13 protein-coding genes are annotated in these 15,170 nt (G+C 57.0%); 10 read left to right on the top strand and 3 right to left on the bottom strand.

Going from position 1 to position 15,170, the window contains the following annotated elements; all coding sequences use genetic code 11:
- Positions 1–129 precede the first annotated feature (129 nt).
- Genes ACFFFR_RS06495 through manA form a run of 4 tightly spaced genes read left to right on the top strand, consistent with a single transcriptional unit; the run spans position 130 to position 4,715 of the window.
- Complete coding sequence (locus ACFFFR_RS06495; RefSeq protein ID WP_377458891.1) at positions 130–1,299, top strand: 5-(carboxyamino)imidazole ribonucleotide synthase; 1,170 nt, start codon at positions 130–132, stop codon at positions 1,297–1,299.
- Positions 1,300–1,301: 2 nt separating this feature from the next.
- Positions 1,302–1,853: a 5-(carboxyamino)imidazole ribonucleotide mutase gene (purE, locus tag ACFFFR_RS06490; RefSeq protein WP_377458889.1), complete on the top strand. Its 552-nt coding sequence runs from the start codon at positions 1,302–1,304 to the stop codon at positions 1,851–1,853.
- A gap of 25 nt (positions 1,854–1,878) precedes the next feature.
- On the top strand, positions 1,879–3,486 hold the full coding sequence (locus tag ACFFFR_RS06485) for an LCP family glycopolymer transferase (protein WP_377458887.1): 1,608 nt from the start codon (positions 1,879–1,881) through the stop codon (positions 3,484–3,486).
- A gap of 38 nt (positions 3,487–3,524) precedes the next feature.
- Positions 3,525–4,715 carry a mannose-6-phosphate isomerase, class I gene (gene manA / locus ACFFFR_RS06480; RefSeq protein ID WP_377458886.1) on the top strand — a complete coding sequence of 397 codons (1,191 nt, stop codon included), beginning with the start codon at positions 3,525–3,527 and terminating at the stop codon, positions 4,713–4,715.
- A 12-nt stretch (positions 4,716–4,727) separates the two neighbouring features.
- Here manA and ACFFFR_RS06475 read toward each other — a convergent pair whose 3' ends face one another.
- Entirely contained in the window at positions 4,728–6,194 is a 1,467-nt protein-coding gene (locus ACFFFR_RS06475) for a benzaldehyde dehydrogenase (protein WP_377458884.1), read from the bottom strand.
- Positions 6,195–6,367: 173 nt separating this feature from the next.
- Positions 6,368–7,411, bottom strand: a complete 1,044-nt coding sequence (gene glpX / locus ACFFFR_RS06470) for a class II fructose-bisphosphatase (RefSeq protein WP_377459025.1) — start codon at positions 7,409–7,411, stop codon at positions 6,368–6,370.
- Positions 7,412–7,509: 98 nt separating this feature from the next.
- Here glpX and ACFFFR_RS06465 point away from each other — a divergent pair, with 98 nt between their 5' ends.
- The 4 genes from ACFFFR_RS06465 (at position 7,510) to ACFFFR_RS06450 (ending at position 12,481) form a co-directional block, all read left to right on the top strand.
- Entirely contained in the window at positions 7,510–8,130 is a 621-nt protein-coding gene (locus ACFFFR_RS06465) for a DUF4245 domain-containing protein (protein WP_377458882.1), read from the top strand.
- Positions 8,131–8,141: 11 nt separating this feature from the next.
- Complete coding sequence (locus ACFFFR_RS06460; protein ID WP_377458880.1) at positions 8,142–8,789, top strand: carbonic anhydrase; 648 nt, start codon at positions 8,142–8,144, stop codon at positions 8,787–8,789.
- A gap of 50 nt (positions 8,790–8,839) precedes the next feature.
- Complete coding sequence (locus tag ACFFFR_RS06455) at positions 8,840–10,273, top strand: class II fumarate hydratase (protein WP_377458879.1); 1,434 nt, start codon at positions 8,840–8,842, stop codon at positions 10,271–10,273.
- Positions 10,274–10,372: 99 nt separating this feature from the next.
- Complete coding sequence (locus ACFFFR_RS06450) at positions 10,373–12,481, top strand: GmrSD restriction endonuclease domain-containing protein (RefSeq protein WP_377458877.1); 2,109 nt, start codon at positions 10,373–10,375, stop codon at positions 12,479–12,481.
- 19 nt (positions 12,482–12,500) lie between these two features.
- On the opposite strand, the gene ACFFFR_RS06445 is transcribed toward ACFFFR_RS06450, so the two are convergent.
- Positions 12,501–13,334, bottom strand: coding sequence for a transporter substrate-binding domain-containing protein (locus ACFFFR_RS06445; protein WP_377458875.1), 834 nt, complete (start codon positions 13,332–13,334; stop codon positions 12,501–12,503).
- A gap of 413 nt (positions 13,335–13,747) precedes the next feature.
- Between ACFFFR_RS06445 and ACFFFR_RS06440 the strand changes: the two genes are divergently transcribed.
- Both ACFFFR_RS06440 and ACFFFR_RS06435 read left to right on the top strand, forming a co-directional pair.
- Positions 13,748–14,545 (top strand): hypothetical protein, encoded by a 798-nt coding sequence (locus ACFFFR_RS06440; RefSeq protein ID WP_377458873.1) that lies wholly within the window; start codon positions 13,748–13,750, stop codon positions 14,543–14,545.
- Positions 14,546–14,726: 181 nt separating this feature from the next.
- Positions 14,727–15,161 carry a hypothetical protein gene (locus ACFFFR_RS06435; protein ID WP_377458871.1) on the top strand — a complete coding sequence of 145 codons (435 nt, stop codon included), beginning with the start codon at positions 14,727–14,729 and terminating at the stop codon, positions 15,159–15,161.
- The last annotated feature ends 9 nt before the right edge of the window (positions 15,162–15,170 follow it).

Here is a 15,170-nt window from a genome sequence, read left to right as displayed (position 1 = left end):
CAGGTCAAAGACTTGCGATCTATGACACATTGAGCCGTCAAAGTGCGCAACATTGCGTTGCGTAATCGCTTTCAGTGTCTTCCCAGCTCAAATTCACGACAGTTGCGGCAAAACAAGTAGTCTGTTCATGTGAGTTTCCCTGTTATTGGTGTTGTAGGTGGCGGGCAGTTGGCCCGCATGATGGCCCCGGCAGCTGTAGCTCTTGGCTGCCAGATCACTGTTCTAGCCGAAAGTGAGGATGGCTGTGCCCGCACAGCTATTCCCACCGCTCCTGTCGGCGACTATCGTGACTACGCCGCGCTGAGCGCGTTCGCCCAAAACGTTGATGTTCTTACCTTCGATCACGAACACGTCCCGTACGAGCATTTGGTCGCGCTCCAAGAACTTGGCGTCAATGTGCAACCAGGCCCAGAAGCCCTGCGTTACGCCCAAGACAAACTGGTCATGCGTGAGGGCCTGGGTTCCCGCGGCCTTCCGGTCCCCGAATGGGCTGCCGTCGCCACCCCCGAAGAACTGGTTGAGTTCGGTGACCGCATCGGCTGGCCAGTCATTTTGAAGACACCTCGCGGCGGCTACGACGGTAAAGGCGTGCGGGTCATCGCCGACCAGCAGGCCGCGCACGACGCCGCCGATTGGTTCGGCAAAGACTTCCCTCACCTTCTGGCAGAAGCCATGGTCCCCTTCTCTCGGGAGCTGTCCGCCCAAGTTGCCCGCACCCCTTCGGGCACGATGAAGTGCTACCCGGTGGTCGAATCCACCCAAGTTGACGGCATCTGTGACGAAGTCATCGCGCCAGCGCCAAACATCGATCCCAAGGTAGCCGAAGCCGCGCAAAAGTGCGCCATGGACGTCGCAGAGGCGCTCGATGTCACCGGCATGTTGGCCGTCGAATTGTTCGAGACCCCGGGCGTCGGTGAAGGGTTCCTCATCAACGAACTGGCGATGCGCCCACACAACTCCGGGCACTGGAGCATCGACGGGTCCATCACCAGCCAGTTCGAACAGCATCTGCGGGCCATCTTGGATCTACCACTGGGTGAGACCACCCCGCTGGGCGCCTACGTGATCATGAAGAACTACTTGGGCGGGAAGAATGAAGACCTCTACGCGGCTTATCCGGCCGCCATGGCTCACGCCCCCGCTGCGAAAATCCACGCCTACGGTAAATCTGTGCGTCCGGGCCGGAAGATCGGACACGTCAACACGATCGCGCACACCGAAGCTGACTTAGCTGCCGCTCGCGCCGCCGCACATGAAGCAGCCGCAATCATCCGTGACGGCGCACTAGAAAAGGACTAACCATGAGCACCGTTTCCTCCGAACAGCCCCTCGTCGGCTTGGTCATGGGCTCGGACTCCGATTGGCCCACCATGGAAGCAGCCGGCCAGGCTCTATCCGAGTTCGGCATCCCGTATGAGGCCGGCGTGGTGTCCGCCCACCGGATGCCAACCGACATGATCGAGTACGGCAAGAGCGCCCATGAACGCGGCATCCGCGTCATCATTGCTGGTGCCGGCGGCGCCGCCCACCTGCCGGGCATGCTCGCCTCCGTGACCCCCCTGCCCGTGATCGGTGTCCCCGTGCAGCTGAAGACACTAGACGGGATGGACTCGCTGCTATCGATCGTGCAAATGCCCGCTGGCGTTCCAGTGGCAACCGTGTCCATCAACGGGGCACGTAATGCCGGTCTTCTGGCCGTCCGCATGTTGGCCACCGATCAAAGTGAGTTTGGAGCCGAACTGCGGAACAAATTGGTAGACTTTGCAGCTGATCTCAAAGACGCAGCCGCAGCCAAAGGTGCGGCTTTGAAAGCCAAGATTCAGGATGTTCCCGGCGCTAGCGCGCTAAACTAATCCTTCTCCCACCCGGAAGCTTTCTGTGACCCAATTCAGCAGTACGAAACCAGCCGCCGCCCGTTCGCATCTCAATGCCACACCGGGCCGGCTCACCGACCCGTTTCGGCATCCAGAGCATTTGGATGAACAGCCGCGTTTCAAACGCGCAGTACTGCTCCTGCTTGCTAGCTTGATCGCCCCCGGCACAGCCCAGATCGTCGCAGGTGACAAAGCCGCCGGGCGCCGGTTCCTACGCATCACCGTTTTGCTGTGGGCGGGGCTGGCCGCTGTCATTGTCCTAGCAATCCTCAACCGCGGACTGCTCATTGGACTCTTGGCCAACCCGATCGCCCAGTGGGCCGCTATCATCGCATTACTTGGTCTGGCCCTGTGGTGGTTCCTCGTACAACTGAACACCATCCGCGTGTTGAAACTCAGTTCTTTGGAGCCCAACCACAAACGGATCGTGGGCGCCATGTGCGTGCTCGCCCTCCTGGCTACCGGTATTCCGCTGTATGGGGCCTACGTCGTCAATGCCGGGCGCAGCGCCTTGGGTAGCATCTTCGAAACGAAACCCGCCATTGATCTGGTGGATGGACGTTACAACTTCCTGTTGCTGGGCGCTGACGCCGGTGAGGGCCGGATGGGGTTGCGTCCGGACTCAATCTCGGTGGTATCGGTCAACGCGAAGACCGGCCAGTCCGCGATCTTCTCCATTCCTCGTGACTTCCAAAACGCACCTTTCCCCGATGACTCCCCGCTGAAACAGGTCTACCCCGACGGGTATAGCTGTGGTGACGCCTGCATCATCAACTCCCTATACACGGACGTGATGAATAATCATCGGGACGTCTACGACGATTCCGTGAAAGACCCTGGCGCACAGGCCATGATGGATGCGACCTCCGGGATCCTCGGTATCACCGTCCAGGGCTACGCCATGATCGACATGCAAGGTTTCGCCGAGATGATCGACGCTCTTGGCGGCGTCAAGGTTGAGACCGAAGGCTGGGTGACCTACCGCGGCAAGCAACCTGACGGCACGTGGGGCAATGCTTGGTGGGGTCCCGGAAAACACCACTTCAACGGCGCCGACGCTCTCTCGTTCGCCCGGTCCCGTAAGTACTCCACCGACTACAGTCGCGTCCGGCGTCAGCAGTGCATTCAGCAGGCCATGATCCAACAGTTCAACCCGCAGAACGTGCTGGCGAACTTCACCCAAATCATGTCGGCCGGTGAACGGGTCGTGGAAACAGACCTGCCGCAGGGCCAACTGGGCTCTTTCGTCTCGCTAGCGGAAAAGGCGCGCGCCCAGAAAGTACAGAAGCTCACCATCGGTGCACCGGACTTCGGGGAACCAGGTGACAAGTTCTCCACCTACCCCGACTTTGATCAGATTCACACGCGGGTGCAAGAAACATTCAGCAACGAAGAGGCTGAAGAGCAGGCCCGCGGCGAAGCCGAAGTTTTCGCTTCACCCCGTCCCGTGCTTGGCTTCAGCAAGCCATCTGGCTTGATGTATTTCGAACTGACCAAGCCCGACGGCTCGCCCATCGATGAGAGCTACTTAGTCGAGATGGAACGTATTGGGCAGTACGGTATCTTAGAGCAGGCTTCCGAAAACAATCACAAGTGCAAGCCGCTGTCATAACTGAAACTTTGACCTTGTCCCCGATCCAGGAGCGTTAAATGTACCGTTTGGAACACACCGTGCGTCATTACGCATGGGGTTCACGGACCGCATTTTCGCAACTGTTCGATACGGAACCATCCACACAGCCAGAAGCCGAACTCTGGTTCGGCACCCACCCGGCAGATCCTAGCTACCTAGCGGATGGACGTTGCTTGAACGAGCTCGTCGAGCTGCCTTATCTGCTCAAGGTGCTCGCGGCTGAAAAGCCATTATCGATTCAGGCTCACCCCTGCCCGTCCCAAGCGCGTGCGGGCTTCGAACGGGAGAACGCCCTAGGTCTAGATCTGGATCACCCGGAACGGTCCTACAAGGACCCCAATCACAAACCGGAACTGTTATTGGCGTTGACCGATTTCTCCGCCCTGTGTGGATTCCGCGCGTGGGAAGATTCGCAACGCAGCTGGCAACGATTGATTGAGCTCAGTTCCAGCTATCTGCAAGGTGAGCATGCCGCCGGGGCCGCCCGCGTCCTGCACCAAGTGAACTACGCACTAGAAACCCAAGACTACGCGGCTGCCGTGCACGCTATTTTGGGTGAGCGTGCCGCGAGCTCCGCGCTGACATCTGCCTTGGAACAGGCGGCCGCGGCCAACCCTGATTTTGTTTCTCATGATCTTGCGCTTGAGACAGCTCTGCAGATCAGTCGGGCCTTCCCAGCTGATCCCGGGGTGCTCATGGCCTTGCTCCTGCACCGCATTGATTTGGTGCCTGGCCAAGCCATCTACCTCTCCGCGGGGATCATTCACGCCTATTTGCATGGCGTCGGTGTTGAGGTCATGGCCTGCTCCGACAACGTGTTGCGCGGCGGACTAACTGACAAACACATTGACGTTGACGAACTCGTGGCAGTTTCCTGTTTCGAGCCCTCCACGGATCCGCTGCTCTCCCCCACCAAAGTCAACGAGCACGTGAGCACTTTCGCACCCGATGTGAGCGAATTCCAGCTCCAGACTTTCCGGGGCGGCCAACGCCAACCTCTCAGCCAACCCGGCCCTCACATTGTGCTGTGCGTTTCCGGAACCATCACGGTCGGAGCCGGAACCGAAGAGCTGACCCTTGAACCGGGCCAAGCCGTATATATCCCGGCGGAGGACACCGAGCCGCACATCAGCTTCCACCCAGAAGACAACGAAAGCCAAGAAAGCCCACTCGCCGTATCAGTGACGAGTGGGCAATCCGGCCTGTAGGTGCTGTCCGCTTTAGAACGGGTACGGGGCAATGTCTCCGCGCATGGTCACCCACTGGGTCTCGGTGAACGACTCGATATTGTGTCGGACACCGCCCACCCGGCTACCGTTGCCGGAATCCTTGGTCCCACCGAACGGAGCGTTTGCCTCATCGGAGACGGTCTGCTCGTTGATGTGGATCTTGCCCGAATCGAGCTGATCCGCGATGGCCATCGCTTGGCCGACATCTCCCAAGATGGAGATCGACAGACCGAACTCGCTGGCGTTGGCCAGTTCGATCGCTTCCTCCACGGAGGCAAAGCGCATCACCGGGGCCACCGGCCCGAAGATCTCTTGCTGCCATGCCGGATGGTCCGGCTTCAGATCGGTCAGCACCGTTGGTGCAAAGAACGGGCCGTCGGCCTTGCCGCCGGCTGCTGCCGTAGCGCCCGCCGAGATGCTGTCCTCGACCAACTGAGAGATGTTCGACAGCTGCCGATCGTCGATGATGGGCCCCAGGGCCACTTGTTCTTTGAACGGGTCACCGACCGGCAGGTTCTTCGCTTTCTCCGCGAGCGCGTCCACGTACTGATCGTAGATGTCTTCGTGGACCAAATGCCGTCCCGTGGTCATGCAGATCTGGCCCTGATGCAGGAAGGAACCGAACGCGGCCGCAGAGGCGGCTTTCGCTAGGTCGGCACCGGGCAGCACGATCATCGCGTTGTTGCCGCCCAGTTCAAGGTGGGCCCGCTTGAGCAGGCGTCCACAGGTCTCGCCGATTTTGCGCCCGGCCCCGGTGGAGCCGGTAAATGCCACACAGCCGACCTCCGGTGCTTCCACCACTGCTGCCCCAACCGTGTGGTCTCCGGGTAGCAGGTGTAGTAGCCCCGCTGGGAGGCCGGCCTCCTCGAAGATCCGAGCCAGCACCACGCCACCGCTGACGGCGGTACGGGGGTCTGGTTTCAGCAACACCGCATTGCCGAGAGCCAGGGCCGGCGCAACCGCGCGAATGGAGAGAATCAGCGGGAAGTTGAAGGGTGCAATGACCGAGACGACGCCAATCGGTTTGTGCCGTGCGAACGACCAACGGTCTTCGTTACTGGCCAGCACTTCCCCCTGTGCCAGCGTCGGTAGGGCTGATGCTTCGAAACACTCGTCCGCCGCAATTTGGGCTTCCAGTCCGGCTTTGGGTGGTATTGAGCCAGCTTCCCGGATGATCCATTCGCTGATGTGTTCTGCGTGCTCTTCGAACAAGAGCCCCGCCCTGCGTAGCACCGCCGCACGCTCACGAGGCGAAGTCTTTGCCCAATCTCGTTGTGCAGCCGCCGCTTTCTTCGCAGCTTCTTTCGCTTCGTCTGCTGTTGCGACGCCGGCGGTACCCAGACTCTGACCGGTGGCTGGCTCGTTCACGTCTTGGGTTTGGCTAGCCTTGCGCCAGGTTCCGTCGAAGAGGTTTCCTTGCCATCGGTCATCATCAAGAAGGTGTGCTTGCTCGGACATGTCTATCTCCTGTGAACTCGACGAGACGGTCTCAGTTATCGGTTGTTTCCATCCTGCCACAGAGACCTAGCTCACAGCAGTCCAATGGTGCTCGGATTCGGTCTGCTCCGCTGATGGCACAGAAAAGCCCGCCGCAGTCTGCGACGGGCTTTTACTGAAAGAGTTCTGAACGACTAGTTCTTCGGAGTCTTCTCCGTGTAGTGACGCCACTTGTCGACCTGGTGCTCAGCTTCGACGATGCGGACGGTGCCGGACTTGGAACGCATCACGATCGACTGGGTGGAGATGTGGTCCTTGGAGTAACGGACTCCGCGTAGCAGGTCACCGTCGGTGATGCCGGTGGCAGCGAAGTAGCAGTTGTCGCTGGTGACCAGATCATCGGTCGTGAGCACCTGATCCAGATCAAGACCTGCATCGATGGCAGCTTGGCGCTCGTCATCATCAACTGGCGCCAGTCGGCCCTGAATGACACCGCCGGTGGCTTTGATAGCGCAAGCGGTGACAATGCCTTCCGGGGTGCCACCGATACCCATCAGCACGTCCACGCCGGTCCCCGGGCGGGCGGCTGCGATCGCGCCGGCCACGTCACCGTCCATGATGAAGCGGACGCGAGCGCCGGTCTCACGAATCTCCTTGACCAACGTTTCGTGCCGCGGTCGGTCCAGCACACAGACAGTGACCTGCTGGATGTCCTTGTTCAGTGCTTTGGCGATGCGACGCAGGTTGTCCTTCACCGGCAGGCGCAGATCTACCACGTCTGCGGCTTCCGGACCGGTGACCAGCTTGTCCATGTAGAACACGGCCGAAGGGTCGAACATGGTGCCGCCTTCAGCGACAGCCAAAACGGACAACGCGTTGTTGTAGCCCATGGCGGTCAAGCGGGTGCCGTCAATCGGGTCGACCGCAACATCTACGACCGGACCGGAGCCATCTCCTACTCGTTCACCGTTGAACAGCATGGGGGCTTCGTCTTTCTCTCCTTCACCAATGACCACAACACCGTTGAAGTGCACGGTGTCCAGCAACGCACGCATCGCATCCACGGCAGCACCGTCAGCCCGGTTCTTGTCACCGTAACCGACCCAGTTACCGCCGGCGATCGCGGCAGCTTCGGTCACGCGCACCAGTTCCAACGCGAGGTTACGGTCCGGTTCCGAATCGGAGACGTTCAATCGCGGGCTTAGTTCGGCAAAGTCTTGGTTGTTCTGCTCTGACACGAGGTCACTCACCGGTCCTTAGTGCTTGGGTGCTGAGGTGATGGCTAACACTACCGATCATAGTCGCATTTAGGCACTTTTCTGGGACAATAAGACTCGTGACTGAACCAGTAGAAGATGTAGAGCAGCCCAAACCACAGTTAACAAAGAAGCAAATCGATCGGATCACTCAACCGGCGATGGCCATGCTTCTGACCATGGTGGTGACCTTGGCAATCGTTCTTCCACTGATGCTGATCAACCCAATGTCCAAAAAGAACGAGTACGATCCGCAAATCGACGTCACCCAGCTGGCCGCCGAAGGCTCGACCGCGACCCCCATCCGGTTGGCGTCCCCGGCCGTCCCGGACGAATGGCACGCGACCTTCGCACGGTGGAAGCAGGACGGGCAAGCCCAGGTCGACTACTGGGAAGTCGGATACGTCACCGATGCTAAAGAATTCGCCGGCCTGACCCAGGCTGTCGGGGCGAACCCATACTGGGTCAGCGAGAAAACACAGAAGTCGGAAGAGTCCGGCACCGTCAACTCCGCCGGCTACACCTGGCAGGAGCGGAAAGCCGAAGACAACACCTACTGGTTGTTGGACACCAAGGGCACCGATCTTGCTGGCACCAAAGATGGTGAACCGCAGACCGTCATTTTGACAAGTTCCGGCTCCGCGGAAGAATTGACCAAGCTGGCCGAAGCGACCGTGGCCGAGCTGAAGAAAAACGACTGATTGGCCTCCCCGTGCCCACTACCCGCACCCCAGAACAAGCGTGGAACGTCCTGCGAGAAGGCAATATGCGCTTCTATCAGGGCACCTCTAATCACCCCAACCAAGATGCAGCTCGCCGCACCTCTTTGTTGGAGGCCCAAAACCCGTTCGCGGTCATCTTCGGTTGCTCCGACTCCCGGTTGGCCGCGGAGATCATTTTCGACGTTGGACTCGGTGACATGTTCGTTGTCCGGACCGCCGGCCAGGTGATAGACAATGCCGTGCTGGGCTCACTGGACTTTTCCATTGACGAACTCCAGATCCCGCTAATCGTGGTGCTGGGCCACGACAACTGCGGCGCCGTCACAGCCACCGTCGACGCATTCAAAACCGGTGCCATGCCGCACGGTTTCATGCGCGACCTAGTCGAACGCATCTCCCCTTCCGTATTGGCCGCCCAACAGCAGGGCGTCTACGACGTCAACGGCACAGTTGCCGAGCACACCAAGCAGACCGGTGGACGCCTCATTGAAGCCTCCCGCGTGATCTACGAAGCCGTCAAAGAAGGCCGCACTGCCGTAGTCGGTGTGACCTACCACCTCAACGACGGTAAAGCCGAAGTCGTCTCGGTTCACGGGGACATCGGACCGGATTATGCTGGCAGACAGATTAGCCTGTAAAACAGCCGAATAATTTGGTGGCCGCCGGGCCAGCGGGACAAAATAGAGGTATGACTGAGTCCTCTGTTTCTGATAACCAGCAGTTCCGTATTGAACATGACACGATGGGTGAGGTCCGCGTACCCATCGACGCTCTCTACCGCGCACAGACCCAGCGCGCCGTAGAAAACTTCCCGATTTCCGGCAAGACCCTCGAAGCTGCACACATCCAAGCCCTCGCCCAGGTGAAAAAAGCTTGCGCACAGGCCAACATGGAGCTCGGTGTTCTCAACGAAGAGCGCGCCAAAGCCATCCAGGATGCCGCTGACAAGGTAGCCACCGGCGAATACAACAACCACTTCCCGATCGACGTCTTCCAGACCGGCTCCGGAACCTCCTCCAACATGAACACCAACGAGGTTCTGGCCACCTTGGCAAACAAGGCGCTCAAGGAAGCTGGCTCCGAGACCGAGGTGCACCCGAACGACCACGTCAACGCCTCCCAGTCCTCCAACGACGTCTTCCCAACCTCCGTCCACGTTGCCGTCACCGGCGCGCTGATCAACGACCTGAAGCCAGCGTTGGATCAGTTGGCTAAGTCGCTGGAAGCCAAGGCCGAGGAATACAAGAACATCGTGAAGTCCGGTCGCACCCACCTGATGGACGCCACCCCGGTGACCTTGGGTCAGGAATTCGGCGGCTACGCGGCACAGGTTCGCTACGGCATTGAACGCGTTGACGCTTCCCTGCCACGCGTTGCCGAAGTCCCCTTGGGCGGAACCGCCGTGGGTACCGGCATCAACACCCCGCTGGGCTTCTCCGCCCGCGTGATCGAGGTACTGGCCGAAGAGACCGGGCTGCCGATCACCGAGGCACGCAACCACTTCGAAGCCCAGGCTAACCGTGACGGCTTGATCGAAGCCTCCGGCCAGCTGCGCAACATCGCCTACTCCCTGATGAAGATCAACAACGATCTGCGCTGGATGGGCTCCGGCCCGAACACCGGTCTGGGCGAGATCCACATTCCTGACCTGCAGCCAGGCTCCTCCATCATGCCGGGCAAGGTCAACCCAGTGATCTGTGAAGCAGCCATCATGGTCTGCGCCCAGGTCATCGGTAACGACACCACCGTGGCCCTGTCCTCCACCAACGGCGCCTTCGAACTGAACGTCGGCATCCCGGTGATGGCCTCCAACCTGCTCGAATCCATCCGCCTGCTGGCCAACACCTCCCGGGTCATGGCCGAGAAGATGATCGACGGTCTAGAAGCCAACGAAGACCGCTGCCGCTTCTTCGCCGAAGCCTCCCCATCGATCGTGACCCCGCTGAACAAGGTCATCGGTTACGAGGCCGCCGCCAAGATCGCCAAGCACTCTGTCGAAAACAAGATGACCGTCCGCGAGGCCGTCATCGACTTGGGCTACCTCGAGCGCGGTGAAGTTACCGAAGCTCAGCTGGATGAGGCATTGAACGTCATGTCCATGACCAGCCCGGAAGGCGCGTAAGTAAAGATAGCTTATTACGGCTCTAAGCGGGTTGTCCCCATCGCTCGGGACAACCCGCTTTTGTCTGTTCGGAAGATCAGTTTTCCTAGAATGTAAAGCATGGAGACCTTTAAAAGAACTCCCCTCGAGTTATTTCATTTGCCTCAAAACATCATCGTGCCACTCTTTCAAAGACGATATGTGTGGTCCGAAGACGATCAGTGGGCTCCGCTTTGGAGAGACCTTCGGCATGTGATTGAGCAACGGATACAAAATCCTTTTCAAAATACAGATCACTTTTTCGGTGCAATCGTCCTACAAAAACGCTCGGTTCAAGGCGGCTCCAAACCTGCATCTGAAATCATTGATGGCCAGCAACGACTGACTACAGTGCATCTGCTGGCCTCAGCCGCACACCGCGTGCTCTCACGGACCGGTTACGAACGGCAAGCAGAACAGGTTCGCGAGCTTACCCACAACTCCCCGACCTATCTCAAACCTGACGAGTCTGCTCTGAAGCTCGTTCACGAGAACAAGGATCGCGATAGCTTTCACGAAGTCATGGACCTACTGCCAGACGAGCACTACGGAGTACTTTCAACACCGAACTCTACTTTTGCTCAAGCCCATTCGTATTTCAGTCAGACGATCGCGGACTGGCTCGAGTCCACCGAGGGTGCACCCCAACAAGATAAAGCAGAACACCTGGCATCGGCCCTGCACAATGGACTGATTCTAGTCGTCATTGAACTAGAGCCTTACGAGGATTCACAGGAAATTTTTGAGACCTTAAATGCCCGGGGTACTCCCCTTGGTGCTGCAGATCTAGTTCGGAATTATGTCTTTCAACGGCTTGCACAAGAAGATGCTGATCGCGAGGTTGCTTACAAAGAACAGTGGCCGTTTGAGAAAGAATTTTGGTCCCAAGAAACGAGAGTTGGCTCTCAGAAAGTCAGCAGAAACGCCCTATTCTTGCATCAATGGCTTGTTGCTAAAACGGGGGAAGACATCAGTACGGGGCAAACTTTTTCTCGTTTCAAACGTTTTGTGGAGCAAGACAGCAACATGTCCATGAGCCAACTGCTGCCAAAGCTTCGGGTCCAAGCTGATCAATATGAGCAATGGATGACAAATGCAATGCGTCGTGATGGAAATCTTACGACCATCGAACAAGCCTTTTACCGACTCCAAGCTGGACGCTTCGAGTTCCTGAAACCAATATTGATCTGGGTGGCGGATCCAGATCGATCAGTTCCTCAACAAGTCCAAGATCAAGTCGTCACAGTGTTCGAAAGCTGGCTATATCGCAGACTAATTTTGCGACTAAGTACATCAAATATGCCTCGTGTCGTTTCCGACGTTATCACCGCATTTGACCAGTCACACCACAACGAACTTGTCCAAGGAATTCAAAATCATTTGTCAGGACTAGATTCCGTGGCTACCTATTGGCCCAGTGACGAAGCCGTTAGAGAAGAGCTTCGAAGAGTTCCTGCCTATACCAGATACAGGCGTGCCCGCCTGAGGACGATCCTCGAGGCGTTAGAGAATGATATTCGCGCGGAAACCAGTCAACCGCAGGTCGAACGAGGTCACCTACCCATCGAACACATCCTTCCTCAGGGATGGCAAATGCACTGGCCGGTGGAAGACGTCCAAGGCCAAATAAAAAGACAAAGTAGAGTCCATCGTCTTGGCAATCTCACGCTCCTCACTAGTTCCCTAAATTCTTCGCTGTCGAACAAAGCATGGGACGAAAAACGAATTGAGTTATTGCACCACAACACCATCAAAATGACTGGAAGAGTCGTCGAGGAATATGGCGAGTCAGGATGGAACGAAAATGCAATTGATTCACGTACCGATTCCATGATCAATCGACTTCTCAGAATATGGCCAGTACCGAAGGGACATACCGGGCAGATTGCAGATCACGAAATTTCCGCAAGGTTCGTTTGGATCAAGGATCTCGTTGATGCAGGACTGATCGCGCCCGGGACTGAGTTAGTAACACGTCATCCAAAAGCTCAGGGCGCGACGGCGACAGTTCTGCCCGACGGAATGCTAGAAATTGACGGAAAGAAATTTCGGTCCCCTTCACCCGCCGTACGATATGTGCTGGGCCGTCACCAAACGCCCTGGTTATTCTGGCGTATGCCAGATGGCAGAACCATCGCAGAAGATCGTCGAGACTACCGAAAATCAAAGGCTGGCTACACCGATGTCTAACGGAGGGTTTAGCGGAATGTCAGCCGTTCAAATCGATGTCACCCACCCATTCTTTTGAGATTTCATCGTAGGTACCATCATTGAGCGCAATTTGGAGCCACTGATCAACGTACTCCTTGAACACCATGTCACTCTGCGGAAGCATGTAGCCCATGACTGAGTAATCAAAAGTTTCATTCTCATGAACCACACAGAGTTCGTCGTATTCATGGGCAATGTACAAGGCCTCAGCCCTATCGGTGGTCATGACGTCCGCCTTCTTGTCCACCAACTGATCGAAGATAGTCAGATTGTCATGGGTCACCAGCTCACCTTCAGGATAATTGGCTCTAGCGAACTTCTCGTTGGTCCCTCCCTCGAGGAAGATTGACGTCACTGAGGGCTGATTGATGTCGTCAATTGTCTTGTACTTATCGACGTTCTCGCACCGCGTTATGGGGGTCTTCCCGTCTTCGAGAATCGGTTCCGTAAAGAAGACCTGTTCTGCCCGTTCTGGGTTCATAGAAATCCCACCAACGGCGATATCGCATTTTTGCAGAAAATCATCCATGAGAGATCCCCAAGATGATTTCTCGATGCGGAGTTCAACATCCATCGTTTCTGCTAGGTCCCTGACCATTTCAATGTCGATGCCTTCGAAATCGTCCTCTTCATTTTCCTGCACTGTGAAAGGCGGATAGTCACCAGTTGTGCAGGCAACTAATTCACCACGCTCTTTGATTTGTGCCAAGCGACTTGCCGAGTCCTGATTCTCAGGTTCATCCGGCGCAGCACATGAGGTGACAGCAAGCAGCGCGGTAACGCACACCGTTGTAGCGAGCTTTCGAATTTTATCCGTAGTAGAGGTTGGCATGCTGATCGTCTCCATACACAAGGCTCGTAGATTTCATCAACGCTACAAGAAACTTGTTCATTGGGGAATGGTTGGGGGCCGGCACCACCGGTGGCAGGTCCGTCCTGTTCCTTGTCCTAAAGAGCCGTTGAGGATTGACCTCTGTCCTTATACTCCTGTTCCCGTAATTCTGGAATCTCCCTTGGATTGAAGTACGCTCCCGCCGCGTGAATTATGCGTGCTCCTGCGGCATACCGCCATATTCATGTTTTTCGTTTTTGCCTATTTTTTCCGGCCCGTACCGACCATAGACTTGCCCCTATCGAAGTCTCGAAGGGCCGTAAATCGACCCGAAATCTTCCCCACTAAAGCGGTTCTTCTCTTTGTCCGCTGGAGCAGATTCTCATCGTCAGATGAGAAAGGAATAACTGAACATGAAAATCACTCGCGCTGCAGCGTCCGTTGCTGCATTATTCCTCGCAGGCACTTCCTTGGTGGCCTGCACCAGTTCTTCCGATGAAGCCAACTCTGACGGGGCCAGTAAACAGTCGGCTCAGTCTGCTTCGCCTTCAGGAAAGCACAGCCCCACCGTTTCAACTTCCCCTACGGCCGTCGGTGGGACTGACTCCACCAAGAACTCTGGGGATCCTTCCGCAGACTTCACCAAAAAATGGAAGTCAGGCAGCACCATGGATTTCGGAGACGGGATGTTTACCGTCTCTCCCCTCGGAGGTTGGTCTGCTGAATTGGATGAAGATCTGAACAGCGGCTTTGAAGAAGACGGAATCGACATCAACTCTTTGAGCTTGGTTCACGCTTCAGGAGCAGGCCTTGTCGGAAACATCATGATCGGTAAAGATGTTGACCCACCCCTCACAGATGACGTGGAAGAGATCAAAGAGGTTCTGTCTCAGGAAGAACTGCCTGCTTTCGACTCCGAGCAGGGCAAGGGATACATCTCCGAATATATTGTTGTCCCGGCCGATTCCAGCTCCTCAAACACCAAGTATGTCCTCGAAATTGTGACCGTCCCGGAAGGTGACAAGGCTGAAGATAATCACTTGTTCCGGGCGGACGATGACCAGCAGGCTCGCATTGCGATCGAGTACGCTTCTCTTTCTCCCGAGGGCCAACTCAGTGACCAACTCAAAGACGTTCGCAAATTCGTAGAGTCTGACGAGCGAGAAGAGGCCGTGAAGATGCTCAAAGACGGTGTGAAGTACAACGAGTAGTTGCTCGAGCTTCGACACCACGACGATTTACATCAGTGGGCCGGTGAAGAATTTCACCGGCCCACTGTCAGTCGAACGTGTGGAGAAGCTAGCTCAGCTAGAGCACTAGGGGTAGATTGAGTGCCTGGAAGCAACGAACCTTTTTCGCGTTGATTTTGTCACCCCGGGCTTCTTGCTCTGGGTGGCACTCGCGCTTGCAGTCATCGGGCTCGCCCTTGGAGCCCACGGTTTGTACCGCCGCCGCAAATATTGGCGCAAACGGGAAGTCCATCAAACCTGGCCCGAACAGCGAGACATCCGACTAGAACTCTCAATCGCCGGATCCCTGTTTATCCTTGGCCTCCTGACACCGTTGCTCTCCTTGTTCCTCTACAACAAGTCGATGGAAAATCTCACCCACAACATTGAGCAGTACTATGAGGCTCAAGACGTGGAGCTTCGCGACTGGAATGGCTCTTGGGCTCGAGCTGATCTGACCTTGGCAGACGGCACCCGGTTTGAAGATGTCCAAGTACGTTACGACGATGTCGAATACACCCCGCTTATCTGGGAAGTATTGGAGCATCGCGGCGAGACAGCCACCGGACCGGACTTCCCCACCATTCAGCTACCATAGGCCCGAGTT

The sequence above is a fragment of the Micrococcoides hystricis genome (genome assembly GCF_042434215.1).
GTDB lineage: Bacteria > Actinomycetota > Actinomycetes > Actinomycetales > Micrococcaceae > Micrococcoides > Micrococcoides hystricis.
Note: the sequence above shows the minus strand (reverse complement) of the source record. Positions and strands in the feature narration are given on the sequence as shown.